Origin of the sequence: Oligoflexus sp. (assembly GCF_035712445.1) — a bacterium.
Lineage (GTDB): Bacteria > Bdellovibrionota_B > Oligoflexia > Oligoflexales > Oligoflexaceae > Oligoflexus.
This window is the reverse complement of the sequence record NZ_DASTAT010000061.1, coordinates 74521-100863: the sequence shown is the minus strand read 5'-3', so window position 1 is coordinate 100863 and position 26343 is coordinate 74521. Positions and strand designations below refer to the sequence as shown.

Annotated in this window: 19 protein-coding genes; 13 read left to right on the top strand and 6 right to left on the bottom strand. The window is 55.3% G+C overall.

What is annotated here, in order from left to right:
- The 5 genes from VFO10_RS12560 to VFO10_RS12540 all read left to right on the top strand — a co-directional run.
- On the top strand, positions 1-792 hold a 792-nt coding region (locus VFO10_RS12560), incomplete at its 5' end, for a response regulator (RefSeq protein ID WP_325140603.1).
- Positions 793-955: 163 nt separating this feature from the next.
- Positions 956-1693: a DUF2092 domain-containing protein gene (locus tag VFO10_RS12555; protein WP_325140600.1), complete on the top strand. Its 738-nt coding sequence runs from the start codon at positions 956-958 to the stop codon at positions 1691-1693.
- A 27-nt stretch (positions 1694-1720) separates the two neighbouring features.
- Positions 1721-1975 carry a hypothetical protein gene (locus tag VFO10_RS12550; RefSeq protein ID WP_325140598.1) on the top strand — a complete coding sequence of 85 codons (255 nt, stop codon included), beginning with the start codon at positions 1721-1723 and terminating at the stop codon, positions 1973-1975.
- Positions 1976-2003: 28 nt separating this feature from the next.
- Entirely contained in the window at positions 2004-2999 is a 996-nt protein-coding gene (locus VFO10_RS12545) for a formylglycine-generating enzyme family protein (protein WP_325140596.1), read from the top strand.
- Between the two features lie 21 nt (positions 3000-3020).
- Positions 3021-4298: a sulfatase-like hydrolase/transferase gene (locus tag VFO10_RS12540; RefSeq protein WP_325140594.1), complete on the top strand. Its 1278-nt coding sequence runs from the start codon at positions 3021-3023 to the stop codon at positions 4296-4298.
- 27 nt (positions 4299-4325) lie between these two features.
- Here the strand turns inward: VFO10_RS12540 and VFO10_RS12535 are convergent, their stop codons facing one another.
- A complete protein-coding gene (locus VFO10_RS12535) occupies positions 4326-6014 on the bottom strand; it encodes a dipeptidyl-peptidase 3 family protein (protein WP_325140592.1) in 1689 nt (562 codons plus the stop codon).
- 161 nt (positions 6015-6175) lie between these two features.
- On the opposite strand from VFO10_RS12535, the gene VFO10_RS12530 reads away from it, so the two are divergent.
- Both VFO10_RS12530 and VFO10_RS12525 read left to right on the top strand, forming a co-directional pair.
- On the top strand, positions 6176-7501 hold the full coding sequence (locus VFO10_RS12530; protein WP_325140590.1) for a hypothetical protein: 1326 nt from the start codon (positions 6176-6178) through the stop codon (positions 7499-7501).
- Positions 7502-7581: 80 nt separating this feature from the next.
- Positions 7582-10227, top strand: coding sequence for an AMP-binding protein (locus VFO10_RS12525; RefSeq protein ID WP_325140588.1), 2646 nt, complete (start codon positions 7582-7584; stop codon positions 10225-10227).
- 8 nt (positions 10228-10235) lie between these two features.
- Here the strand turns inward: VFO10_RS12525 and VFO10_RS12520 are convergent, their stop codons facing one another.
- Positions 10236-11834 (bottom strand): DUF2079 domain-containing protein, encoded by a 1599-nt coding sequence (locus VFO10_RS12520; RefSeq protein WP_325140586.1) that lies wholly within the window; start codon positions 11832-11834, stop codon positions 10236-10238.
- Positions 11835-11924: 90 nt separating this feature from the next.
- Here VFO10_RS12520 and VFO10_RS12515 point away from each other — a divergent pair, with 90 nt between their 5' ends.
- Positions 11925-14579 carry a hypothetical protein gene (locus VFO10_RS12515; protein WP_325140584.1) on the top strand — a complete coding sequence of 885 codons (2655 nt, stop codon included), beginning with the start codon at positions 11925-11927 and terminating at the stop codon, positions 14577-14579.
- Between the two features lie 26 nt (positions 14580-14605).
- On the opposite strand, the gene VFO10_RS12510 is transcribed toward VFO10_RS12515, so the two are convergent.
- The 4 genes from VFO10_RS12510 to VFO10_RS12495 all read right to left on the bottom strand — a co-directional run bounded on the left by VFO10_RS12510 (position 14606) and on the right by VFO10_RS12495 (position 18671).
- The gene (locus tag VFO10_RS12510; RefSeq protein WP_325140582.1) at positions 14606-15406 is read right to left on the bottom strand and encodes a PA14 domain-containing protein; all 801 of its coding nucleotides are present in this window, start codon (positions 15404-15406) and stop codon (positions 14606-14608) included.
- Positions 15407-15621: 215 nt separating this feature from the next.
- The gene (locus VFO10_RS12505) at positions 15622-16311 is read right to left on the bottom strand and encodes a response regulator transcription factor (RefSeq protein ID WP_325140580.1); all 690 of its coding nucleotides are present in this window, start codon (positions 16309-16311) and stop codon (positions 15622-15624) included.
- A complete protein-coding gene (locus tag VFO10_RS12500; protein WP_325140578.1) occupies positions 16289-17203 on the bottom strand; it encodes a sterol desaturase family protein in 915 nt (304 codons plus the stop codon). Before VFO10_RS12500 ends, VFO10_RS12505 begins: the two co-directional genes overlap by 23 nt.
- Before the next feature lie 79 nt (positions 17204-17282).
- Positions 17283-18671: a HAMP domain-containing sensor histidine kinase gene (locus tag VFO10_RS12495; protein ID WP_325140576.1), complete on the bottom strand. Its 1389-nt coding sequence runs from the start codon at positions 18669-18671 to the stop codon at positions 17283-17285.
- A 122-nt stretch (positions 18672-18793) separates the two neighbouring features.
- On the opposite strand from VFO10_RS12495, the gene VFO10_RS12490 reads away from it, so the two are divergent.
- The 5 genes from VFO10_RS12490 (at position 18794) to VFO10_RS12470 (ending at position 26224) form a co-directional block, all read left to right on the top strand.
- Positions 18794-22801, top strand: a complete 4008-nt coding sequence (locus tag VFO10_RS12490) for a response regulator (RefSeq protein ID WP_325140574.1) — start codon at positions 18794-18796, stop codon at positions 22799-22801.
- 67 nt (positions 22802-22868) lie between these two features.
- Entirely contained in the window at positions 22869-23462 is a 594-nt protein-coding gene (gene pdxH, locus VFO10_RS12485) for a pyridoxamine 5'-phosphate oxidase (RefSeq protein WP_325140572.1), read from the top strand.
- A 253-nt stretch (positions 23463-23715) separates the two neighbouring features.
- Positions 23716-24435: a hypothetical protein gene (locus VFO10_RS12480; RefSeq protein ID WP_325140570.1), complete on the top strand. Its 720-nt coding sequence runs from the start codon at positions 23716-23718 to the stop codon at positions 24433-24435.
- Positions 24404-25375 (top strand): cation diffusion facilitator family transporter, encoded by a 972-nt coding sequence (locus VFO10_RS12475; protein WP_325140567.1) that lies wholly within the window; start codon positions 24404-24406, stop codon positions 25373-25375. Before VFO10_RS12480 ends, VFO10_RS12475 begins: the two co-directional genes overlap by 32 nt.
- A gap of 117 nt (positions 25376-25492) precedes the next feature.
- Positions 25493-26224 carry a DUF1028 domain-containing protein gene (locus VFO10_RS12470; protein WP_325140565.1) on the top strand — a complete coding sequence of 244 codons (732 nt, stop codon included), beginning with the start codon at positions 25493-25495 and terminating at the stop codon, positions 26222-26224.
- Positions 26225-26343 lie beyond the last annotated feature (119 nt).

Here is a 26343-nt window from a genome sequence, read left to right as displayed (position 1 = left end):
CCCGACATCTGGGTCCACGCCGACCGCATGATGGTGTCCACGGTCATTCGCAACCTCGTCGCCAATGCCATCAAGTTCACGCGTTCGGAAGAAGGCTACATCCTTTGCCGCGCGACCGACGATCGCGACAAAATTCTGATGATGATCGAGGACAACGGTGTGGGCATCGCACCCGTGCACATAGACAAGCTCTTTCAAAGAGACGGCTGGTTCACCGAGAAAGGCACGAAGGATGAACGGGGCACCGGCCTGGGACTCGGGCTGTGTCGCGAATTCATCAGCCTGAGTCAAGGCAAGCTGGAAGTCGAGAGTCAGCTGGGCAACGGCACGCGCTTTTTCGTGAGCTGGAAAAAAGGCCAGGCCCCGGCACCCGCTCTGGATGAAAGAGCCGATCGTCCGCTCAGCATCCTTTATGTTGATGACTCCGAGGACAACCACGACCTGGTCCAGATCTATCTCAAATCGTTCCCCTGGAAACTCACCTTCGCCGAAGACGGGCAGAAGGGCGTCGAAGCCTATAAAAATGGGCATTTCGATATCGTCCTCATGGACCTCAATATGCCGGTCATGGGCGGCATCGAGGCGACGCAGCTCATTCGTCAGCACGAACACAACGAACACCTGCCGCGGGCCTTCGTCATCGCTTTCACGTCCTCCGTCCTGCAGACCGATATTGATGCCGCGATTCAAGCCGGCTGTGATTCCTATCTCGTCAAACCCATCAAAAAACAAAATCTCGTCAACATCATCAGTCGCCTGATGAAAAGCACGCGCCTGCGCGGACCGGCCTGAGCCATCCCTTAACAAATAAATTAATCGATCTTTGAGGGCGTGATTCACCCCGGGTTAACACCAGCGGGTAACAATTCCAATTTCGAAAAAAAATGCGCGTTGTAAGAAAACCGAACAAAGACACAGAACCTGTGAACGCTTTTGTATGGAGTGAAAAATTTCTATGATGAAGACTTTTATCACCGGTACAGCTTTGCTTATGGTTTCCACTCAGGTATGGGCCGATGCTTCGTACGACCGCGCTATCGGGCTTTTGAAAAAAGCCACAGACCGGTTGGAATCGGCCCAGAGCATTTCCGTGAACGCGGTTGCGACCTTGGATGAAATCGAGCCTGTGGATGAGTTCAAGATCAAGAAAACATTTCGGATGGAAGTCCGCTTCAAGCGTCCCGACAAAATCTTCGCGACCAAGAGCGGTGACGAGAATCAAAGAGCCTACTTTGACGGAAAATCCCTGACCGTCATCGAGCCGGTTCAGAAAAAGTACGCTCAGGAAAATCTTGCTGGCGATATTGATGATCTCGTGGCGAAACTCGGCAGCTTGAATATTGAAGCCCCGCTGGCGGATCTCTTTCTCAGCGATCTGAGTGAACTGGCGCTGAAGAGCGTGCAGAAAGCCCGCTATATCGGAACGAGTCGCATCGCCGGTCGTAATTGCGAGCATATCGCTGTGCGCACGCCGCTGGCTGACTGGCAGCTCTGGCTTTCCCAGGGGGACAACACCTTCATCTGTAAATCCGTGATCACGACCCGCAGCCTGAGCCAGGCGCCGGAGTATGAAGTCACCTTCGGCGAGTGGAAGTTCAATACCGAGATCGCCGACAGCATGTTCGTCGCACAAATCCCTGAAGGAGCCTCTCTGGTTCCCTTTGCGCCGGGAACGTTCCGCTCCACATTTTAATGCGCTGAATAAAGAGAGGATGCCTTTATGAAAACACGATATTTTGCCCTTCTGAGCCTCGTCCTGTCTTCAGGCCTTTGGTGCAACTCAGCATCCGCTTTGGTGGCAAGGCGCACGGCTGTGGTCGCGCAAGGACCTTATGGAGGGACTGTGGTCGCGGCCTCACGCACGGCCATCGTTCGTCCCGGTTATGGTTTCCTCGCCAGAAACGAGGCGCAAAAATCCCGGAGTCTTTGCGAGTCTCCTGCCAGGTCCAAGGCCGATGTGAAGGTCAGTCATTGACTTGAGTCAAGAGCGAGAGGTCAACACCATGCGTAGACACAGCCTTCTCGTCTTGGGAAGCATCGTCCTTCTTTCCGCCGCTGGCAACGGCCATAAGGTCGGGAAGCCGAGGGAAGCGGGCATGGTCTGGATTCCGGAAGGGCGTTTTGAAATGGGCTGCAGGAACTGTCAGCTGAGCGACGCGCTCCCCTTGCACACCGTTCATCTTTCCGGTTTTTGGATGGATCAGACGCCAGTCACCAACCGGGATTTTAAAGGGTTTGCAGCGAAGACCGGCTATCGGACAGTGGCGGAACGCCCGCTTCAGCCGAAGGATTATCCCGATGTTCCCCCGGAGAAATTGGTTTCAGGCTCGGCTGTGTTTACGCCTCCTGATCGAGTGGACACGCTCGACGATGCCTTGCAGTGGTGGAGCTATGTGGCTGGCGCCTCGTGGCAGCATCCCGAGGGTCCTTCAACGCAGATTAACGAACGATGGGATCATCCCGTCGTTCATATCGCTTACAGCGATGCCGCAGCCTACTGCCAATGGGCTGGCAAACGCCTGCCGACCGAAGCGGAATTTGAATATGCCGCGCGTGGTGGGCTCAAGGGGAAACGCTATGCCTGGGGTGATGAACTGAAACCAGGAGGCCGTTGGCCGGCCAACATCTGGCAGGGAAAATTTCCGAGTGAGAATACCCTGGACGATGGCTTTGCCCGCACGTCCCCTGTCCGCTCTTTTCCGCCGAATGGCTATGGGCTTTACGATATCAGCGGCAATGTCTGGCAGTGGACGGCAGACTGGTACCGACCGGATACCTATGCCCGCGATGCCGCCCAGGGCGTTGTGCACAATCCGAAAGGCCCCGATTCCAGTGTGGATCCGAGTGAACCCAATACACAGAAACGCGTTCAGCGCGGCGGATCTTTTCTTTGCAGTGATCGCTATTGCACACGTTACCTCGTGGGATCACGGGGCAAGGGCGCCGTGGATAGCGCAGGTTCGAATGTCGGTTTTCGCTGCGTGAAATCAGCTTCCTGATCCTAATCAATGAGGTGAGTCATGATTAAAATCCCTATGAGGCCCATGCTGGTCATGGGTCTATCGGTTCTGGTCCAGCCCCTGTCCGCAGCCGCTCCGTCGCCGGATCAGGCTCCTTCCCAGCCCAATGTTCTGATCTTCATGCTGGATGATGTGGGCTTTGCTCAGCTTGGATCCTTCGGAGGCATTACGGAAACACCTCATATGGATCGCATAGCGAGGATGGGCATTCGCTACACCAATTTCCATACCACGGCTCTCTGCTCACCGTCACGCGCTGCTCTGCTGACAGGTCGCAACCATCACTCCGTAGGCACAGGCGTCATCGTTGAACTGCAGACGGACGAGCCTGGCTACACGAGCCATATTCCGAAGGACAAGTGGTCTTTGGTGGAATCCTTGCGGCACAGCGGGTATGCGACGGCTGCCTTTGGCAAGTGGCATAATACGCCCGTGGATCAGGTGCGGCCCGACGGTCCGTTTGATCTTTGGCCGATGGGGCTCGGCTTTGAGCGCTTTTATGGATTCATGGCGGGTGATGCGTCCCAGTGGGAACCACTGGTCTGGGACAACGGCAAACCTCTGACACCGGCTGCGGGTCGTCCGGAGTATCATTTCACAACGGACATGACCGATCAGGCTATTGCATGGCTGCAGCAGGAGACGAGTCATAGCCCGGACAAGCCCTTCTTCCTTTATTATGCGACAGGAGCGATGCACGCCCCGCATCATGCGCCGCAGTCTTTCATTGATAAGTATAAGGGCCGTTTTGATCAGGGCTGGGATCGCGTGCGGGAAGAGGAGCTGGCTCGTCAGAAGCTCGCCGGCATCGTGCCCCAGGATACCCAGCTCGCGCCGAGACCCAAGGATATCAAAGCCTGGGATGAGCTGAATGCCGATGAAAAGCGCCTTTACAGCAGGATGCAGGAGACCTTCGCCGGTTATCTTGATCACACCGATCAGGAATTCGGCAGGCTGCTGGCCGCTCTGGAAAAAAGCGGCAGGATGGATAACACCATCATCATCATTACCTCGGACAACGGGGCCAGCGGGGAAGGCGGGCTGGAAGGCAGCTACAATGAAGCCCGCATTTTCAATGCGCTGCCGGAGAATTTCGAGGAGAACCTGGAACATATGAATGAACTCGGTTCGCGAACCACCTACAACCATTGGGTGAGCGCGATATCCCGCAGACCACACCAGCTGTTTACTCCCAGTACGATACCTTCGATGTCGGCGAGGATTCCGGGGGGCCTGTTTCCGAACGCTATGAATCACCCTTCAGCTATCAAGGCGTGATTCGGAACGTTGATTTCCAGTTGGCTCCTACTGACCGTACTGCTGTATCAACTGGGACGCGGTGACGAATTGCGGGGCAATGTCCACCGGAGTTCCCTTCAAACGATCCAGCGCGGCTTTGACTTCAGGCCGCACGACGCCCAGGCGCTTCAGCATCTCCTGGGCTTTCGCATAGTCCCCGCGGGCCTGCAGTTCCATCAGCTCGCCCGTGAGTTTGCTGACCGCTTCCTTGATGCGGGCGTTGTTCACCGAGAAAAGACCCTTCTTATCCACGGTGAAGGCGCCCGCATCCAAAAGCGTATTGAGCTGCAAAGCGATGCCCTTGCCGTGCGCTTCATTCAAACCAAAGCGAATGGAGCGGAAAGCGGACGCGAGGAAGGTGATGTACATCGAGGATTCGTATTTTCTATCCATCACGCCTTTATCAATCAGCTGCTGCATGGCCCAGAGTCCCGAGATATCAGCCTTCGCTTCTTCTATGGCTGAATAACTGTCCTGCAGCGCTGTCCTGACCGAAGTATTGTCCTTCGATTCGTGAACATTGTGCGGCCCGAGTCCGTGCATCACTTCATGCATCAGTATATGCGTGAAGAAGGCATCGAAGGTCACCGCTTTCTGATCCGCGGGGGAAAGGACGACCTTGGTGATCGGGATCAGGATTTTTTGAAACTTGGCTTCCTGAATATTCTTCAGCATCGTCCGCTTGGTGCCCATCGCCTTGGATACGCGGACATCATTCGGCAGATTGAAAGCGGCCGTCTGCACGCCGTGACTCGCATCGCCTGAGCTATAGATCGAATTCACGACCTTGATCGGAGCCAGGGCGCCGAGCTTGGGGTTTCTATACTTGGGATCAATCGGGAGTTTGTTTTCCAGATCCTGCAGCTCTCTTTCATACTTCGCGAGCTTGGCCGTTTCCGCTTCATCGCGAATGGTCACGAAGGCTTCAAACGCTGCCTTCGCATTGAACCACTCATCTTCATAAACCTCGTAAGGCCCGATGGTGGGTTCGACGCTGGCATCGAGCTTCATCCAGGCCACTTCGCTGTCATAGTAATCATTGGTCTGAAAGGCTTTGGCCCGCAGAGTCAGAAATTCTTTCAGCGTCGGCTGCGTTGTGACGGCAGCCGCTTTCAAAAGATAATCCGCCGCCAGCGCCAGTTCCTTTTGATATTCGATGTGATAGCCGACGCTCGCGAATTTACCCTGGGCATCCCTTCGAACGACGGTGAAGAAGCCCTGTGCGGCTTCCTTGTCAGCTGGATTCAAACCCTTGATCCAGTTTTCAATATCCTGCTTGCTGGTCCCAGCGGGATAGAAGTTGGCCTCTTTCGGCTTTTCAGGAACGGCGGGCAGGAAGGGCCGATTTTCTTCCAGACGGATCCAGGGGCCTTTATAAAGCGCGAACATGCGGACCCGCGCACGGCCGAGTTCACTTTGATCCTGAAGCAGGTCCAAGAGCCTCGCTTCATTGCCGGCCCAGACCTGCCGCAGGTAAAGGCCATCCATGATCTGTGCGGCCTGGATAATCAAGGCGAGGGCCTTTTTTTCCGATTCCGGCAGAGCTTTCACATCGACATTCAAAGGCACAGGCGCGAAAGCCGCCTCCATCTTTTTCAATTCCTGAAGATTGGGAAGAGCTGCCGAGGCGGCCTCTCCCTGTGCCTGCAGACCAAGGGCCAAAAGACCCACACTGATTTTGCTTGCCCATTTCATCGTGGCGTTTCTCCTTAACCAAGGCCCCTAAGCTAGCGTGATGAGAAGGGAAGGGGAAGAAAAAACCCCGCTTCATGCAATAAATCCCTGGGACTTCCATCCCTTCTTCGCTTCCCCGTATTGTCGCAAAGTCGACGTGGTATAAAATGGAGAAAGAAATCATGGTTCAGCGCCCCTATAAACTCGCTCTCGGCTATGCCATCCTTGGCTTTGCGGCTTTCGGCTGCGGTTCTTCCCATTCGTCATCCGATAAAAAACCACTGATCAGCGAACCGCCGCGTGTCACGGCTTCGGCCGCGTCGTTGAACCTTACATCGACCAGTGCTGATGCGCGTCTGAATGGTGTCTGGAAATCCAAGTGTGTCGAGAACCCGGATGGCAGCAGCAGCTCCACGACCCTTGAAATCACCGATAATTATCTTCAGCAAACCATGTCGCTCTTTCGTTTTAGCGGCTGCTATAGCCTCGCGATGGATGCGCGTTTTATCACGACATACGCGGCCCAGAAGAGTGAAATGACCACCACGCTGAAGCAGACCCATCTCAATGTCTATGAAACTCTGTTCGCCCAGGCGGCCCAGAAGGGTTCCAGTTGCGGCTTCAATGGCTGGCGAACAGGGGTCTGGTATGACCTGACTGATAAGGTGTGCGTGCAGAGTCGCGATGGAGTGTGGGTGACTCCTACCCGCGCCGGCACAAAGAATACCACGGCTTTCGACATCACGGTCGCGAACAGCGAAGTGAAAATAAATATGGGCGGCATGATCCTGACCCGTCCCGTTCGCGAGGGTGACAAACCGAGCGTCATGCCGCAGCCGCCCCAGTCGGTGACCCCGATCACCGGGTTTTTATTCGCGGATCGCAGCGCCCAGGATGTGGAAACCTTCCTGAAAAACTGGGGCTGCGTGGTGAGCCTCGAATTCGGTGTGAGCCAGTGCCCGGCTCCAAAAACTCTGGATGAAGCCAGCGATCTGATCGACCAATTGATCGCGTTTGGTCATGCCGTTTCTCGGGATGCTAATTTTGAGGACAATTCCGCAGCCCGGACGCGACTGAGCAATGGTTCCTTGCATGCGCTCGGCAAGGCTGCTGCCTTCCCGGCCTACGCGAGCGTTCAAAAATCCCTGGAGGATGGGCTGGCGAGCCTGCATGACGACTATCCTCAGTTTGACTTTCGTGACCTCTACAATGTGAATGCCATCCGGGCTTCAGCTGCTGTCGGCGCTCTGCGTCAAGCTCTGGAAACACTTGAGCTGCAAAAGGAACTCGTGCGACTTCGCGTGACCCGCGTCTATGCTTCTGATTCTCGTCAGTATGGCAAAGACGAAGCGGGAGTCTTTGTATTCTGGGATGGTCATGATACAGCTGAAAAGATGATGGAATTCCTGAAGGCACAAACCCCTGTGAGCCTCAGTCCGGGAAGTGCCGCATCCCTGAAGAAACCCACGGATCAAGGCCTGGGTTTCCAGGCGCAAGCGGCTGAATAAGGAAGTGCAAGGTTCGGTACAGGTCAAGAATGGGAAAGGTTGGGATAAGTATTCCACAGGATTCGTAAGCAGGCTCGACTATGCTATTCTATTGGAAAAGTCCTGCTGACGAGGCTGAATCAAAAACCATGCTTTCTCATGACGACATAAAAGTGCTCGAAAAGCTTTTGGATAGCGGGCACGCGTCCTATCCCCATACTCCCATCTGTGAAATCGTACTGGGAAAGGCTCGATCACAGCCGCAAGAGATCGCGGTGAGCATGAACGATCGGCATCTCAGCTATGGAGACCTTCTGGTCAAAAGCCAGAGCCTGGCCCAGTGCCTTCGCGACAAGGGAGTGAAGCGGGGTGCCGTCGTCGGTGTGTGCCTTCCAACCTGCCCTGAGCTGCTCCTGGCGATTATGAGTATCTGGCAGCTTGGAGCCATCTATTGCCCTCTGGACCCCACGCATCCTGAAGCCTATATGCAGCATATGCTGGAGCAGGCGGATCCGCATCTTGTCCTTCTGCATGGCAGCCTGAGCGGCCTCAACTGTCTTTTTTCCCGAGCCCACATTCTTCTGGATACCTTGCCACTCCGCCCTTTGGAAACTGCGGCCTCCATCCCTGTTTCGTTGGATGACCCGGCCTATCTTTTTTTCACGTCCGGGACAACGGGCAAACCCAAGGGTGTGCTTGCGAGCCAACGCAACCTCGCTCACTATATACATGTCGCGCAGCAGGCCTTTGCTTTTGATAACCGCGATGTTTTTATTTCCATAGCGCGCCCGACCTTCAGCATCAGTCTCTTCGATCTCATATCACCGCTCTGCGTAGGCGCGAGGCTGATCCTTGCGGAGCGACATGAAATCCTCGATATGCCCCGTCTTTTGCAGCTGCTGTCCTCCGCTACCATTCTGCACGCCGGACCCAGCCTCCTGTCCAGCATATTTCGGACGATTCGGCGTCAGGATGCGGGCAGCGTGGATCTCTCGAACCTGCGCCATGTATCGTCAGGCGGTGATGTGGTCCCGGCCTCGGTCATGGAGGATATGAAAAAGATTTTCAGCCGAGCGGAAATCTACGTTCTCTATGGGAGCACTGAGATCAGCTGCATGGGGACCTGCTATCCCGTATCGCGGCACGCGGTGCAGACCAAAAGCCTCGTTGGGCGGGGCTTTCCCGATGTCAAGGTTCGCATCGTCAATGACCAGCTCGCAATCCAGCCTCCGGGTGTGATCGGTGAAATCTGTTTCGCAGGTCCTGGCCTGGCGCTCGGCTACTACAAGCGTCCCGATCTGGAGAAAGATAAATTCATCAGCCTTCAGGGTGAGCGCTACTATCGCATGGGCGATATCGGGCGACTTCAGCCCAACGGTGACCTGGAAATGCTCGGCAGGCAGGATTTTCAGATTCAGCTGCGCGGTATTCGCATCGAGCTGGTCGGGATCGAAAATACAATCCGGGAAATAGGCCTGGCCGAGCAGTGTGCGCTCATGCACAAAAAAGATCGGGAGCAGGAATATCTCATAGCGGTTGTGGTGGGGCCTCAGGAGAGCGAGATCGCAGCGTTTCGACGCAAACTGGCCAGGCATTTACCGGAAGCCATGCTTCCCCAGCAGCTCCTGATCCTGGATAAAATGCCCCTCACCGTGAATGGTAAACTTGATCGCAGAGCGCTCCAGGACCTTCCCTGGCAAGCGCAGGTCCGCGAAACGGTCGACGACCCTCACGACCATTCCCTGCGCGATAAACTCGCCAGAAGCTTTGCGCGGGCTCTCAATCGGGAAACATTTGGCACCGATCTTAATTTTTTCGACGAGGGTGGGCACTCTTTGCTGGCTGTCCTCTTGCTTCAGGATCTTCGGGAAACCTATGATCTGGTGATTCCGCCTCAGGTATTCTTTGCGCAAGCGACGGTTCAAGGAATTCTTGACTATCTGGGCGGTGGGCAAAAGTCCGAACTGAAGCCCATACTTCTCAATAAAGGTCCCATGGAATCCAAGCTCTTCATGCTGGGCGGGGTCCAGGCCTATCGGGTGCTGGCCCAGCGCCTTGAGGATCATTTTGCAGCTTTTGCCGTGTTCACTCTGGAAGAGCTTTCCGCTACGGACGCCAACAGTGAAACTCTCTCGATCGCCCGACTTTCCGAATGCTATATGCATCAGATTCGCGCTCTGCAGCCTCATGGTCCCTATCAGCTGCTTGGGTATTCCTTTGCCGGCATCGTCGCCTTTGAAATCGCTCAAAGACTCAAGGCGGCGGGCGAGACGGTCAGCGTGCTCGTTCTGGTCGATGCCATTATCCCGGAATGGAATAACAAGCTGCTGTTTCGCTGGCGCCAGATCGGGCGGGCCTTACGCACACCGCCACCGATACTTTTTCGCTTCCTCTGGCGTCGCATGCGGGAAAAAGTACTGCCGCAATTTTCCAGTTTAAATCAATTTCGTGACAACCCCAGGCTGGCAGAAATGGGGGAGCAACGCGTGCTCGCCAAGTCAGTGGCTGCTGTGTCCTATGCAAAGCAGCGCGAGCCTTACGGGGATCCCTGCCTTTTGATCATATCGAAAGATCGTCTGCGCCAGGATCCTTTGAAAAGCCGTACCTGCGGCTGGGCGGATGTCATGTCGCAGCTGGAAATAAAAAGCGTCGAGGGCGATCATTTCACCATGATCGAGATGGAACCCGACGTCACGCAGATTGCTGAGCTCGTCTGCGCGTTTCATCGCAGCCGCAGTCTCGGGTGAATGCACCCTCAAGGCAGCGTCTGATAGATCTCAAGACCCGACGGCCACGCCTTGACCAGCCTCATGCCGGGAACGCTTGCGCGCAAGGCGAGAAATTCCCGGGCTCCGATCGGATAGGAATCATAGCGGCTGTTGCGTAGAAATACAGTCAGCGCCGCAGGTTCCTGCATGCACTCCGTCGAGAGCGGCTGAATCCTCCACTCATAAGGCAGATGGGGATAGAGCAGCGTCTGGGCGCAGATCAAAGGCCGCGCCTGGGTCCAAAGAAAATTTCTGGCTTCATAGAGATCCCACAGGGCCTGAAAGGCTATCAGGGGAAATTTCTGATAGCCACCGCCCGTCAGCGCAAACAGGAATGTGCCGATCAGAATCAGCCGCGGGGCGACGCGCAGGTTTCTCTTCATAATCCTGTGCCCTCCTTCCACCAGACCAAAGAATAGAAAAGGAATCAGCGGCGCTGAATAGTAGGTCGCGTATTCGCGCATGTGCGAAATATTCGAGAGGCCATAGATCAAAAGCGCAGGAGCCATGGCCGCCAAAGCCAAAGGACTGAGGAACGGGACAAAGAGCAGCGCTCCGAACAGAATATACCAATGCGACTTGAGCACCATGGTGACGGTCGACAGGGGCTGCGTGAGAATCGTCTGAATGATTTCGCCCTTGCTGCTTCCCAGGTGTCCCCAAAAACGCAGATACGAAGGCACGGTCGCGCCCGTGACCTTAAGGAAATAAGGCTGGACCAGAAGAAGGTTCAAAGCAAGGACAGCGAGACTCACGCTGAACAGAGCATAGGATCGCCGATCCCTTGGCGTCAGAACCATCTGAGCGAGTGCCATCGCTATCATATAAAGCGCCCCATCCTCTTTCACTGACAGGAAGAGCAGGAGCCAGACCCACCAGTTCGTCCGCCGCGCGACCCAGGCTCGCAGCAGAGCAAGGCCAAAGGGCACGAAAAAGACTTCGACGTGAAAGCCATGATTCAGAATGGAACCGACGTAGGCATTGCAGAGATAGGCCAGCAGGACCGCCGCCACCAGCACATCATGCTTTAAAAAATGCCGCGCCAGGGCCCGCAGGGGAATGATAGCCGACCAGAGCGCAAGGCTGTGCACGGTGATCAGAAACAAGGGCTCCTCGAAAATGCGATGCAGGAAGGCGAGTGGGATCATGATGTACGTAGGATGAATGGCGAAATGATGACACACATCCAGAGCTGCAGCCATATTGCAAATAGGGCTTGTCATGAATTCACGATAATTGGTGTTGAAGAGCATCCAATCGAAGATGCTGAAATCTTCGCCGTTCAGTCGCAGCCCAAGGTAGTGCGTCACACCAGTTGCTAAAAAGGAGAGAAGACTCGTCAGAGCCAGTGCATTCCATAACTTGGGTGGGCAGCGCCAGGCGAGTAACGCATCCAGCGTGATATTTTTTTTCACGATGATCATGATAAAAATGAAAACAAGCAGGATCTGCGAATTGCGTACATTGCCCAGCAAAACCGGATGCAGCCACGTCGTGGCCAAAGGCAACAGAAAAAGCACAGATTGAAGAATGAAAAATCGAGAGACAAGGTCCTGCGCCCGCGTCTGGCTGGGACGGCTTTCCATGCAAGGCTCCTGTGGTTTATGGCTCCCATCCTAGCGAGGAAACGGGTACAATGGAAGCTCAACTTACAGCCTCCAGAGAGACCGCCCAACGTGATGAAATGGATTCGCCTTCTCACCTTCTTTTGTCTTTACCTCAAGGCCACTCCTGCACTGGCCTTGGAAAGCGCGGTGGTATCCTATCGCATCCATATCAATATTCAGGACAGCGATCTGCATTATGAATCCGAAGCTGGCGTGCGCATGACCATCGAGGATGCGGAGTTGAAGCCCGGGGCCTGCCTATACGTACCCCTTGAGGATCCTGTGTTTCGCCGCGCTGCGGAACTCCATTCCCTGACCGGGTATTCGATGCGTGATCAGGCCTCACGAGTTGACGCGGCTCTTCAATGGGAGAAGCCTGAGCTTTTGGAAGAGGTAAGGCCCGGCTACTGGCGCGTGCCTGCGCTGGAACAGAAAGGCGTTCTGAAACTCGGCTATACCCTTCGCATTCCAGGCTGGAAGGATCGGCCGGATCGTCCCCGCATCCTGAGTGACTTTTATCCCCGTGTGCTGACACAGTGCCCCGAGCTTGGTCCCGAGGAGTTTCCGGAACTCCCGACGGCCTCGCGCTTTGAGGTCACCATGCAGATTCCAAGTGGCTGGTCGCAGCTGAATCCCGGGCATGGGTCGGATGCAGCTGTGCAGTATCGCGGTCGCGATTTCTATGTCGTTCTTTATCGCAACGGCAAGGTGCACGAAACGGAAATTGACGGCCTTCGCCTTCGTTTCCTGGCGCAGAGCGACAAGTTTTTGAAACTGCAAAGGCCAGTGAAGACCATTCTGCGTGAACACTATGGCGTCATAGGACGCTGGCCGACGGAAGATCTGCTGCTGATCGACAGCGAGGAATACGAACCGATCAGCGTCGCCGGTCTGGTCCTCATCAATCGGCCCCAGCAGGCTCTGATGCGCTCGCTGCAGGAGGATTGGCTCAACTGGAAGATCTGGCAGCTGAACAAGGTGCTGGCCGAGCAGTGGTTTGGTTATCTGGTTAGGGTTGGACGTCTTCAGGATGCCTGGCTGACTCAAAGTTTATCGGAAAGTCTTGGACTGCTTTTTTTGAAGGACTCCGAGCAGTACGGAAATCTTTTCGCATCCGATGACGAGAATGACGCCTGGTTTCTTCTGAACTTTACGCAGACCCAGGATATCCTCGCGGCGACGCTGAGCCTGATGCAGTCGCATAACGCTCTGGTGGATGAAAATCAAAGATCCATGGATGATATGCTGCAGCGTCCACCTTATTCCTTCGTCCGCGGCAGCCAGGCTTTGCGCGTGCTTCTGAAGGAAATCGGCAGAAAAGAATTCTCCCGTTTTCTGCGGGAGATCGTGGGCCAGGCCGTGGAACGGCCGCTCACGCCAGCCCATGTTTTGAATCTTCTGCGTTCGAAATTTCCCGAAACTCTGTCACCGCTGCTTTTAAGTTACTGGCAAAGCGATGTCTGGCCCGATGCGAAGCTGGATGGAATGGAAAGGGCTGAGGGTGGGCAGGCCACGGCCGTGCGGGTGTCCTTTACCAATGAACTCGCTGTACCTGTCGATGTTGTGCTGAAAACCAAGGACGGCCAGCGGATCGTGCGGCATGTTCAACCGAAGGATGTGGAACGGCCCATTGTTTTCCCCGTTCCTTACGCGTCCGTCGATCATGTGAACATAGATCCCGATCGCAGCATCTTCGATAGTGATCGCTACAATAACAGCAGCCTGTGGACTGAGCTGAGTTTTTTTCCCGGCACGGCGCGGACCCTGGCGGATGATGCGTATACCATCGTTTGGGTTCCCTTCCTGCAAAAACTTCCCGGCAATGAACTCTCCCTGCAGCTCGGCTGGCAGCTCTTTCGCTATGTGGGCACGGGCCTGACGGGACTGCTGGTCTATCAACCGGCGACCGGAAAAACCGGCTTTCGTCTGCAGTGGGATACGAATAAACCCGAGCACTCCCTGAAGCTGCACCTGCGCGTGTCCCAGGATGATGATCGCACCCTGCCGGGCGAAAGGGAAACGAGTCTGACTGTTTCACGCCGCCCATTGTTCAAGGGCGCCCCCTGGCTTGATATCTATACCCGGCAACGTCTGAAGCAAACCCTCGGCAATCGGGATGAAAGTCATCTGGCGTCGAGTCTTGGAGTCGCGATTACCGGCGAAAAACGCCGAACCTGCGGCTGGCGTCTGCTCGGCGATCATGCTGTGAGCAGCTGGGTGCCGAGCGGGGATTTCAATTATCAGCGCAGCGTCGGGCTTTTGAAGGCCAACTGCGAGGTCCCCGGATTGCAGTGGCAGGGCCAGATTTTTACCGGAGTTTCCAAGCGCGAAGGCGATGTGCCCCGCGGGGGGCTTTTCCAGGCGCAGGATGTCGAGGAGTCCCGTTTGCGGCTTGATCATCCGCGTCTGCCTCTGGTCGGACGTCTGCAAACCTGGTCGACGGATGTGTCGACTCCCCTGCGTTTGCCGCTGCCGGCCAACTTCCTGGTGCTGCCGCGCCGCTCGCTTTTTAAAGTGTTTGCTGATGGCGGACGTTTGATGGAGCCTGATCATCGGGTGCTGCTGTCGGGAGCCGGGCTCGTGCTGCCGATCGGTGGAGACGTGGTCGGGAAGCAGCCGATCACCTTTTTGGAATTCAATCTGCTGGCGGTACTTTATCGCAAGATCGATGATACGGTGGATAAGAAACCGGGATTCCTCTTTGACTTTGGTGGACAGCTCTAGAGCGGTCCACCACAAGGGGACGGGGTTTATTCCACCCGGCTGATGGCGCTGGCCGGAATATAGCTGCGGGTCGTGCTGCCGGGAACTTTCCAGAAAAGTTCCAGAGCGATCCTCCAGCGCGGTCCCTGATAGTAGGCCACGCGGAAGCTGTGCTGGCCCGCTGTCAGATAGATCTTCGCCGTGCGGGTCGTCACTTCATGAAGACCATCATTATTGATGATCTCAGCACCATCTATCCAAAGGATGGCTCCATCATCAGCGGCGAGGCTGAATTCATAAAGACCAGCCTTCGGAGCGTTCACCTTGAACTGCATATCCAAGGCGAACCATTCAAAGAGTCCTTCGACTCCAGGAAAGCCTTCCGAGAACTGACGATCCTTGATATTCAGCTGCGACAGGCAAACCGTACGCAGGGATGAAAGCGAGCTGAAGTCAGGCAGCTTCGCCGTATTCACAGGAAGCTCATAGAGGTTGGCCACGATGCCTTTTTCCGGGCTCTCTTCACAGTCGGTGAAAAGACGGACCGTAGGCGCTGTGGTTTCCGACTGCCCGGGATTATCCGACTGGGCCGGAGTATCCGTATCCAGAGGCGCATCCCCTGCGGTTGGTGAATTCTCTTCACCCGAATAGCCGGGATTATTTTCGGCCTTGTTGGTCTTGTCCGTTTTATCCTGATCGATGGTTGGTATCGGGCTCATCTCAGGATTTTGTTCCGCAGAGATGGGGTCGCCCAGGGGAATTTCCCGGAATTGAGTGGATTCACCGCAGGCCGTCAAGGCCAGGGAAATGGCAAGCGCTATACAAAGGCGCGAATAAACCTGGTTCATGGTCTGGTCTCCTCTAAGTCCTGAGCCGTGCCCCCCTTGGGGTTTGGACTCGACTGAATGCTTATACCCATTTTTCGGCGCTGGAATTTTCATCTGTGAGAAAAAAATTTCGTGGCGGAAAGGCTCGGGACTTTGGCCGTGCAATGAAGACTTTACAGAAAGATCTCAAGATTTTTTGAAGGCGAATTAATACAAACAGTCGAAAAGGTATTTTTTCATACTTGAGGGCAGGACTTTTTTACAAGAAGGCGGTAGCCCTCGCCATAAACGGAAGTAATGGAAACTTCATCGCAAAGTCCGTGCTGAAGTTTCTTGCGCAGGTGCGAAATGTGCGAATCAATGGTTCGATCCTGCAGAATCTCTTCCCCTTCCATCGCATTCACAAGCTGACTGCGGGTAAGAAGTCGATCCTGGTTCTCCAAAAATATACGCAGAAGCAGAAACTCCTTGCGGGACAGTCCAAGGTCGCGCTGGCGGAAGAGGGCCTTCCTGTCATCCAGATCCAGGACCAAATCGCCCAGACGGAGCTGAGGAGTCAGGCGGCTGCGTTTTTGGATCAGCTTTTCGAGGCGCAGGCCCAGCTCGCGCAGACCAAAGGGCTTGCGGATATGATCATCGGCCCCTGCACTGAGGCTGGCAAGGGCTGTGTTTTCATCCGAACGGGCGGTGATAATCAGGATAGGGAGTTCAGGATCACGAAGACGCATGGCCTCGCAGAGCGCGATGCCATCACCGTCAGGCAGTTCAATGTCGAGGACGCCCGCGGCGAAATTCTCTTTGAGCAGGGCCTCACGCGCATGGCTCGCCGTTCGGCAGAGCGTCACGGCATAGCCACGTAATTCCAGATTGGACTTCACGCTGTCGCCGAGTCTTTTATCGTCTTCAACCAGCAGGACGCGATTCATGAATGTCGGGTTCTCCTGTGCTGCCGCGCATCATCAAAGGTCTTGAGGCCGCGCTTTCCTTCGCGGTTTCAGGCTGCCATCCCGGACGGCCAAAAGCCAGAAAAAAGCGATCCCGCCAGCTTCTGGCCGCCGCGACGTCGTGGAAAATGGCCAGCCATTCCTGAAAGAAGAGTTTCAGGGGATTCAGAGTCGGCTCCTTGCCGATCAGACCATACTTCAGGGGAACGTCAGCTTTTTCCTCGGCAAAGGTGCCGAACATGCGATCGAAGATAATCAGGATGCCGCCGTAGTTGCGATCAATGTACGCGTCATTGGTGGCATGATGAACCCGATGGTGGCTCGGCGTATTGAAGACATATTCAAACCAGCCGAGCTTGGGAATCCAGTCGGTATGCAGCCAGAACTGATAAACGAGGTTCACAGCAAACATGCCAGCGACGGCGACAGGTGAAAAGCCAAGGATGAAAAGCGGGACGAAGAACAGGAAAAGACCCGTGATCGGACCTGTGATGCTCAGGCGATACGCCCCGGAAAAGGTGATCGTATTCGGCGAGTGATGCACGCTATGCGAGGCCCAGAGCCAGCGTATTTCATGCCCGCAGCGGTGCAGCCAGTAGTAGGCGAATTCCTCGGCGAAAAAAAGCAGGATGAGTCCCCAGACCGTGTCGGCCGGAATTTCAAAGAGCCTTAGGCTATAGAACCAGTGATTCACGCTCGCGAGCAGGGGCTGCGAATGCTGATTGAAGAAGACATAGGTGAGGGCCATCAGCATGGATACCAGGGCTTCCATCCAGGGGAAGGTCCTTTGACTCTTACGATAGCGAAACATTTCCCAGGCAATGAGCAGCACGAAGATGGGCATTGCATAAACAAGAACAGCCTTGGGCACCATGGCTTTCCCTCCATAAGAATCGGATTCGATCCTTTTCAAGCTCTATTATCGGCGGGAATTGTGGCGAGACTATGGAAATTCAGGTGCTTTCATTGAACCAGGGAAGTGTAATGATAACAGTGATCTGGGCAAGTCCTGCGGGGCTTGTATGATTCTGTTCCAGCCGGGCCGCACCCCCCAGGTGACGGCTGACCCCGACGATGATGGAGGACCCCAGCCCCAAACTGGTATGCGGCTGGCCGGCTTTTTCCGTCATGATGCGCTGACGCCGTTTATGTCCCCAGTTTTGCAGATCCTCGCGGGAAAGGGGCGGCGCGTCGTTGCTGATCTTCAAAGTGAGCTGCCGGTCTTCGCACACTATACTCAGCGCGACATAGGTTTGTGCATAGTGAAAGGCGTTATCCAGAGTGTTTTGCAAAAGCCGCCGAATCAAAGGCTCATCTCCGGGAACAATCAGGGTCTTTGGCCGGGGATCAGGCCACGCCATAGTCGCGGAAAGGGCGGGATACTGCTCGGTCATGCGGGGCCAGAGGGATTCCACGATCATGCTAAGATCCGTGCTCTGCTGCGGCGCTGTGGTATCGAGCCTTTCCATCTGGGCCAGGATCAGAAGGTCATCAATCAAACGCTGGAAATAAAGCACATCGAGCATCAGCGTTTGATGCAGCGTCTGCCTCTGCCCAGGGGTGAGCTGCGCATGAAATTCGCTCAAAGTTTCCGCCGCGGCCCGCACACTGGCCAGAGGCGTTCGCACGTCATGGGCGAGCTCGCTTAAGAGGCGCGCGCGCCTTTCTTCCATTTCATGCAGACGGGAAAAGGAATCCTCGACGGCCGCCGCCATATGATTGAATTCCATAATCAGGGACAAGCGAGGCTCCCAGAACCTTGTCACGAGGCGACTGCCGAGGGCGCCCTCGCGAATCGAGGCGAGGACCTTCCGGGCTTCCTGACCCTTTTTTCGCAGGAAAAGATAGGCAAGAAGGACGACAAGGATAATGGAGCTGCTGCAGGAGACGACCAAAATAATCTGTCGCGGCAGGAGCAGATGACGGTAGGTTTCGTTTTTTGGATCCCAGGCCCAAAGCGTCCAGTCCTTGCCGCAGACTTTCGCCACCTTCGCCCACACGCTCTCGCGGCGCAGAGGATTGTCTGCTTTCCAGCGGGACTGGGCAGGCCCCTCACGGACGGCTGCCTCGTCCGCGGGAATATGTCCGTGCTGACCCAGAATATGTCCCTGGGCATCGAGCAGGATGTAATGCAGAGTGCCCCTGTCCGCATTCTGACGAAAAAGTGGAGTTTGTGCAGGCGCTTCACAGTCAATGCCGGATGCGGCCGTTTCTGCCATCAATTGCAGAAGAGCGCCGTGAGGTCGCCCAAAAAGCGTGACATTCATGAGCCATGCGAAGCCGAGGCCTAGGACTGATGCCCCGGTAAGAATTGCAAAGAAAGCCAAAGGAAGTCGCCGCATGCCATGCCTTGTCTGATAAAAGTATGCAGCATTGTAGCTGGCAAAGTTTTTCTCTACAAGCTCCGGCAGGTGGCCGATAAGAGAATGAGCTTTTGAAGGTTTTAGGCCAAAGGTGGATTTACGTGCTGTCCCCAATTCACATTGGATTAACCGCAATCCTTGTCGTCATGACCTGGATGGATGTCTTTGCGCAGGCGCCTGCGCTCGATCTGCGCTATACCCGCACGCATCAGGAACCTATCAGCCTTGATACGCGCTGGGAATTTTTCTGGGACCGTATCGTGCAGCCCGGCGAGAACCCAAGCCCTACCGGGCTTGTACCCATCGGCGGCAATTGGCTGGTGCTCAGTCGCCAGCATCTTCAGGAGACTTTGCCCGGTACGGGTCTCGCCAGCTATCGCCTCAGGCTGACAGGTCTGACACCGCGTGAGCAGGGCTATGAAGTGCGCATCCCCGAGGCGGCGAGTGCGCTGAAGGTCTATGTCTACGAGGAATCCCGTCCGCAGCGCGCGGTGATTCGCAGCATGGGTGTTGTAGGCAGGGACGCGGCGAGCACCATTCCTCACATTCAAAGCATGATCGTGCCGTTTCAACCGGAAGCGGTCGATGAAACCTGGGTGATACTGATTCAGCTGGCCAATTTCCATTATGCGCGTGGGGGTGTCAGGGAAACGCCGGAAATAGGTCCGACTCCTCGTCTGCAGCAGCAGTGGTCCCTGGAGCATGACAGCTATCTTTTGGCGTCGGGGGCTCTGCTCCTGGTCGGTATTTATAATTTCATGATTTATACAAGGCGACGGAAGGACAAGGCCAGCCTTCTTTTGGCGATCTACTGCCTGCTTCTCAGCATCCGTTCCTTCATAGCCGGCGATGGTTATCAGCTGATGCAGAGTCATCCGGCGGAATGGGTCTTTGCGTTCAAATATAAGCTTGAGTATCTCACGATCGTCATACCGCCGGTGATCTTCGCCATGTTCCTTCTGCGCTTTTTTCCGACCCTGGAGGTGTGGCCCGTCCTTCCCTATCTGCAGGGTCTCAGTCTTTTGGGTTGTGCGGTTGTGCTATTCACAGAGACGAAGCTCTATACGACCTGGCTCATGGTCTTTCAGCTTTCGATCATACCCTGCTTTATCTTCAACTGCTGGTTCATCGTCAAGGCCACCCTGCGTAATCTGGATGGAGCTTGGATACTTTTGATCGGCAGTATCCTTCTTGGGGTCTCGGTGCTTTATGATATTGCCGTCACCCAGCACATCGTCAGCAAGCCTTATACTGTTCAATACGGTGTGCTGGTTTTCATCGTGGCTCTGAGCCAGGCCGTGGCGCGACGCTTTGCCTCGACCTTTGATCGCGTCGAGCATCTTTCCGAGAACCTTCAGGCCGAAGTGGATCAGCAGACCCAAAGACTCCAGATGCAAAAAAATATGCTGGAAGAGCAGCAGACCCAGCTCATCAGCGCGCATCAGGAACTGCAGCAGCTCGATGAACAGAAGACGCGCTTTTTCAGCAATATCTCGCATGAACTCCGGACGCCTCTGACGCTGATTCTAGGTGGCCTCAAGTCCGCGCGACAGAACGAGCATGTTGCAGAGAACCTGGACCAGGCCTTCCGCCACGGTCAGAGGCTCTATCGCCTTGTCAACCAGCTCCTTGATTTTCAAAAACTGACCATGGCGCATGGGCATCTTCGCTTGCAGCGGATTGATGTGCGGCACTTCGTTGAGGAATCCGCCCAGTATTTCAGCGAGATCTGCCGGCAGAAGGGCATCACTCTGAAGCTGGATTGGGTCGGGGCGGGCGAAGGGCCGGTGGAAATTCTGGGGCATATCGATTCACTGGAAAAAATTCTCTTCAATTTCCTGTCGAATGCTCTGAAATTCACGCCTCAGGATGGTGAAATCACCGTCACGCTCAGTCTTTTGAATCGCCATGTCCGCATCACCGTCACGGATACCGGCTGCGGCATTCCCAAGGCCGATCAGGGCCGCCTTTTCCGGCTTTTCTCACAGATTGAAGGCCAGCATCAGGAAGGCAAGGAAGGCACAGGTTTGGGGTTGGCCCTGGTCAAGGAATTGACGAGCAAGATGAATGGCCGCGTCGGGGTTTTCAGTGAAGTCGGGCAGGGCGCCAGTTTCTGGGTTGAATTCCCCGGTTTGACCTCGCAGGCCCCCATTGTCGATCTTCTTTATGTGGATGATGATGCGCCGAGCCGCGCGCTGGTGGAACAGTTCTTCAAATCCCACAGCCTGCTGCGCTCTGTGAAAACCGTGGCCACGCCTGCCGAGGCTCACGCGCTGCTGAATGAATTCGCGATTCGCGCGGTGATCTGCAGCGCGGAATTTGAAAACGATGCGGCCCATAGCCTTTTCCAGCAGGCTCAAAGCTGTCAGGAAGACTGTTGGCTGGCGTTGATTTCCTCCCAACCCATCATGCCGGCCCATCGCTCGTCCATGCTTGATGCCAGCCATATCAAAGCCATGTATCATAAGCCTTTGGAAGAGGCCATGCTGCGCGCCTGGGTGGAAGGCGTTACCGAGGTGCGGCATCATCAGGATCCTGTACTCGACCTCGTTTATGTCGAGGACGATCGTGATGAAAGCGATTTCTTCCGCCTGGCTTTGGAGCAGCTGTCCAGTCGCACCCGTTATCGTATCGTGGCCACGAGCGAGGAGGCGCGCGAGGTTTTGGATAACCATCGCGTCAAGGTTCTCCTTTCCGATGTGGTCCTGGGTGATGAAAAGGGCACCGACCTTTTAAAATTCGCAGCCGAGCACTATCCGGAAACCTTCCGGGTGATGATCACCGGCCAGGCCTCGGCTGATGTTTTGGAACAGGGCATTAATGAAGCGCATGTTCATTATGTGATCTATAAACCCTGCAATATCTATGACGAGATTCAGGCCCTGCAGGGCTTTATGAACCGCAGTCCCATTCCCGATATCAGGCCGGCCGAAACCAAGGGCTTTGTGCCGCGCGACTGGCATTTTGCGGATGTGGATGAACCCGCTCCTTCGCAAGATATAGATGCCATAGCCCCGCGCACGCCACCGGCGGAAGCCGTCCATCTTCTGGTGGTCGATGACGTGGCCGACATGCGGCGACTGATCGGCAATACGCTGGCTTCCGCCGGCTATCATACTGTGCTGGTGGAAAGCGGGGCCAAGGCCTTGGAGCTTATCTTCAAAAGGCAGCAGCGCTTTGACCTGATCATCAGCGACTGGATGATGCCGGGCATGACCGGCCCTGAATTCATTCAAACCCTGCATCAGCACGAGGAATTCGCCTCGATCCCGACCATACTCCTGACCGCCAAGAGCGATGAGCAGAGCCGGGCCTTGGCCACCCGCGTGGGCGCCAATGCCTATATCAATAAACCCTTCGATGACCTGGAATTGATCGCGACCGTCGACAACCTTTTGGATCTGAAAAAGCGCGAGCGCAAGATCGAAGAACTGAATCGCTACATTGCGCAGAACGTCCTGCAAAGATTTTTGCCGCCTCAGCTGGTGCGCGACATCGTCGAGGGCCGCTCCACTTTGGATGAGCAGGCCAAGCAGATGGACGTGACCGTGCTTTTCGCTGACCTCTGCAACTTCACCCGAGCAACCGAGCAGCTGTCGCCTCAGTCCATTGCCAATATTCTGAATACCTTCTTCGTACGCATGAGCGCAATCATCTTTGAACATGGTGGCACCGTGGATAAATTTATCGGCGATGGCATCATGATCATCTTCGGAGCGCCCACGCCCATGCGCGTTCAGGACCAGGTGGACCGTGCCCATCGCTGCGCAAAGGCCATGCAGACAGCACTGGCCGAGCTTAACGAAGAATGGCAGCGGGCCGAGCATTACACCTTTCACATGCGCATCGGCATGCACTGTGGGCCTGCCATCGTCGGCAGTTTTGGAGGTCCCCAGCGGGCAGATTACACGGCCGTTGGTCATACCGTGAATCTTGCGTCCCGCGTGGAAACCATGGCAGATGCGGATGATATCGTGATGACCGAGGCCGTAACCGCATGGCTGCCCGAAGGCGCATGGGAATCCATCGGCACCTTCAAGGTGAAGGGGCTCGATTTGGAATTGCCTCTTTTCCGAGTGAAAAAATCCAGCATCGGGCAAGTCGCCTAGCCCTCGTACGAGGCCTGTTATATACTCCAGTCGCGTCACGTACCCTTTCAACTGGAGATGTCTGACTATGGCTGTCAACAATCAGGACCCTGTCGAACGTTTTGCTGCCTGGTTTGCTGAGGCAAAAGCCTCAACTCTGATTGATCCCACAGCGATGGCTCTGGCCACGGCTTCGCGGGATCTCATGCCGTCGGTGCGCATGGTGCTTATGAAACAGTTTGATCACGAAGGTTTGGTTTTTTATACCAACATGACGAGTGCCAAGGCTCGTGATCTTCAAGAGAATCCACAGGCCTCGGTCTGTTTTCATTGGGATACGCTGAAGCGTCAGGTGCGCGTTGCGGGGAGCGTCGAGCGTGTGTCGGATGCCGAAGCGGATGCTTATTTTGCCAGCCGTCCGCGTGAAAGTCAGCTGGGTGCCTGGGCCTCGTTGCAATCGCAGCCGATGAAAGAGCGCGCCGAATTCGAAGCGCGTCTCAGACAGGTCACTGAGCAGTACGAGGGCAAGACCATCCCGCGGCCACCGCATTGGTCAGGATTTCGCATTCTGCCGATCCGCGTGGAATTCTGGTCGGACCGACCCTTCCGTCTGCACGATCGCCTCGTCTATACCCGGAAAAGCCCGAAGGACGCCTGGATCACCCAGATTCTTTACCCCTAAGGTAAGATTTTCAGGCACTTAGTCACCGCTTCTGTTGCAAGTTCTTGCGAATAGAAGCGGCCGAGACTTTGCGATTACCCGCCTTAATGGCTTTCCACTTGACTAAAATCTCAGGATATTTTAATTCCTGCCCTCCCGGGGCCCGAGATTTGACTGCCCTCTTATTGTAAATTTTAGTATTTATGCCGATAGACATGAGGTCAGCGCATGCGGCCCGGTCCGCTTGAGCGATCCCAAGTATTCGAAAGGCTTTATGAACTACCTACTCGCAAGCCTGCTGCTCCTCGCCTGCACTCCCATGATCGTGCAGGCCGTGCAGCGCTATCGTAAAGCCTCACAGATTCTGGCCTTCATTCTGGTCGTCGGGATCACCTACACCATCATCACTCATATTATAGTGGAAAGCCTGGCCGTCTACGGTTGGGGTGCCATCGTTGCTGCATTGGCCGGTGTGATCATGCTGGGTGTCGGGGACGATTATTTCTTTTCGCATCCGGAAAAAAAATCCTGGTTCTTCCTGGCTCTGGTTCAGGTCTTTCTCTTTAGCCACGCCATGATTGATGGGGCGGCGCTGGTCAGTTCCGAGCTGCCGGCCATCGGCGAGGCGCATCATCATGCCAAGGAGCTGAGCATGAGCGTGCTCCTTCATCGCATGCTCTTCGAAGTATTTCTTTGGAAGTATTTCGACGAACGCTATGGCCGTCGCATGGCGATGGCTGTGCTGATCAACGTGGCCCTGGGCACGGTCCTCGGCTTTTTCCTGAGTCATGCCCTCTTTGCTGCGATCCCCTCCTACTTCGGTCTTTTTGAGGCATTTATTGGAGGCGCCCTTCTGCATTTGGTGTATGATTACCTGAAAGAGCGCTTGCTTCCGGGCAGTCGTCAGCATGCGACGACCTTCCCAGGAATCAGACCGCTCACGGGCGACAAGGCGGAGACTCATGGGCACCAAAGGCCATCATCACCATCATGATCACGACCATGATCACGCTTCCCATTCCGGCCATCAACACTCCCTTGCAATAGCGGATGACTCCCCTGCTTCGGCTGCGGCTGTGAAGCGGATCAAGCTGGCCTTTTATCTGAATATGGCCTTCGCCCTGATCGAATTGATCGGCGGCATCCTGATCGGCAGCTTTGCGATCATCGCCGATGCCATCCACGATTTCGGTGACAGCATGAGTCTGGCTCTGGCCCTGGTGCTGCAGAAAAAATCGAGGCAGGGGGCGACTGCCCAGTTGAGCTATGGCTATCAGCGCTATTCGATCCTATCCTCCCTGGTTTCAGGCACCATCATCATCGCGGGATCGTTTGTCATCTGTGTGGAAGCCATCACGCATCTTTTCGAAGCGCGCGAGCTGCCCAACATCAACGGCATGATCGGTCTTGCGATCCTTGGCATCCTCGTGAATGGCCTGGCCGCCTTTGGGCTTTCGCACGGTCATTCGCATAATGAAAAAATTCTGTCCTGGCATCTGATCGAAGACCTTCTGGGTTGGATCGCCGTTCTGATCGGCGCTCTTTGCATCCGCGTTTTCCAGGTCGCATGGATTGATCCGGTGCTGGCCATCGGGATTTCGATTTTTGTCCTGGTGAATGTTCTGCGCCATCTCAAGGAACCTTTGCGCATCATCATGCAGCATGTGCCTTCTGAAAAGGATCTGGCGGCTCTGCGCCATGATCTGGAGCATATCATCGGCGTCAAAGCCCTGCGTGATGTTCATGCGTGGAGCCTTGATGGGCGTCAGCATGTTTTCACCGCTTGTCTGCGCATTTCATCCTGGGAACACGCGACGCAAATCAAAGAACAGGCCCGTGAAAAAATTCGCCAGAAGGGTTATCATTTCATCAATCTGGAAGTGGAAACAGAAAGCTGTGACCACGATCACGACCATGATCACCATCACAGGTGAAGATCCTTTGCTGTCAGCCCTTTACAGTCGCCTGGTATCCAACTCCCGCCTTGCGGATTTTGATTTGACGAAGCCTTCCGGCTCTGTTAGCAGAACCCAAAAGGAAAAGGAGCCACCATGCGCACTCACATTCTGCGTTCTCTCGTAGGCCTTGCCAGTCTTGTCTTTACAGCCCCCGTATGGGCTACATATTCCATCGTAGCCGTCGACAGGCAGACAGGCCAGGTCGGTGGAGCGGCCACAAGCTGCATCGCCGGAGCTTCGGTCAGCCGTGTTTATCAAGGCGTTCCCGGTGTCGGTGCGGTTCATGCTCAGGCCAACACCAATATCTCCGGTCGGCAGTATGCAGCGCGTCTTCTTGCGAAGGGTTACGCAGCGGATGTCATCATCGAAGCCCTTCAGTCGGCAGATTTTGATCCAATAGCCCCAACACGGCAGTATGCGGTCGTATCCCTGGATGGAAGCGTCGCGGGTTTCACCGGCGCGAAAAATGGCTTCTATGCAAACGATGTTCAGGGTGAAGTGGGTGGCTTTCTTTATTCGATTCAGGGCAACATCCTGACCAGCAGCCGTGTCCTGACCCAGGCTCGTGACGGCTTCACGAGCGAAGCCTGCGACCTTGCAGGACGCCTGATGGCGGCTTTGGAAGCCGGAGCCCGCAATGGGGAAGGAGACAGCCGCTGCCGCCCTGCATCCCCTTCGGACGCCGCCTTTATCCAGGTGGAAAATCCCAATGGTGAAGTTTTTGTGCGCCTCGATGTAAAAGGCTCGCGCAATCCCGTCGGTGAATTGCGCACGCGATTCGAAGCCCTGCGCCGCGAAGTCGGCTGCTATCAGGTCGCGCGCTGACTGCCACGGCCCTTTCTTTGAAGAGAACGAAGGGGCCCCGGTTGAAGTCGAAGAGGGAGGGCATTGAACCAACCCCTCAGTATTCACCCGAAAACTTAATAAAAATAGTCTCTTAAACC

Coding starts and splice junctions, on each gene's coding strand:
- VFO10_RS12475 (WP_325140567.1), top strand. CDS start 24,404: ATGGGCACCAAAGGCCATCATCACCATCATGATCACGACCATGATCAC.
- VFO10_RS12480 (WP_325140570.1), top strand. CDS start 23,716: ATGAACTACCTACTCGCAAGCCTGCTGCTCCTCGCCTGCACTCCCATG.
- VFO10_RS12505 (WP_325140580.1), bottom strand. CDS start 16,311: ATGAATCGCGTCCTGCTGGTTGAAGACGATAAAAGACTCGGCGACAGC.
- VFO10_RS12525 (WP_325140588.1), top strand. CDS start 7,582: ATGCTATTCTATTGGAAAAGTCCTGCTGACGAGGCTGAATCAAAAACC.
- VFO10_RS12555 (WP_325140600.1), top strand. CDS start 956: ATGATGAAGACTTTTATCACCGGTACAGCTTTGCTTATGGTTTCCACT.
- VFO10_RS12495 (WP_325140576.1), bottom strand. CDS start 18,671: ATGCGGCGACTTCCTTTGGCTTTCTTTGCAATTCTTACCGGGGCATCA.
- VFO10_RS12500 (WP_325140578.1), bottom strand. CDS start 17,203: ATGGTGCCCAAGGCTGTTCTTGTTTATGCAATGCCCATCTTCGTGCTG.
- VFO10_RS12535 (WP_325140592.1), bottom strand. CDS start 6,014: ATGAAATGGGCAAGCAAAATCAGTGTGGGTCTTTTGGCCCTTGGTCTG.
- pdxH (WP_325140572.1), top strand. CDS start 22,869: ATGGCTGTCAACAATCAGGACCCTGTCGAACGTTTTGCTGCCTGGTTT.
- VFO10_RS12540 (WP_325140594.1), top strand. CDS start 3,021: ATGATTAAAATCCCTATGAGGCCCATGCTGGTCATGGGTCTATCGGTT.
- VFO10_RS12520 (WP_325140586.1), bottom strand. CDS start 11,834: ATGGAAAGCCGTCCCAGCCAGACGCGGGCGCAGGACCTTGTCTCTCGA.
- VFO10_RS12550 (WP_325140598.1), top strand. CDS start 1,721: ATGAAAACACGATATTTTGCCCTTCTGAGCCTCGTCCTGTCTTCAGGC.
- VFO10_RS12530 (WP_325140590.1), top strand. CDS start 6,176: ATGGTTCAGCGCCCCTATAAACTCGCTCTCGGCTATGCCATCCTTGGC.
- VFO10_RS12470 (WP_325140565.1), top strand. CDS start 25,493: ATGCGCACTCACATTCTGCGTTCTCTCGTAGGCCTTGCCAGTCTTGTC.
- VFO10_RS12510 (WP_325140582.1), bottom strand. CDS start 15,406: ATGAACCAGGTTTATTCGCGCCTTTGTATAGCGCTTGCCATTTCCCTG.
- VFO10_RS12545 (WP_325140596.1), top strand. CDS start 2,004: ATGCGTAGACACAGCCTTCTCGTCTTGGGAAGCATCGTCCTTCTTTCC.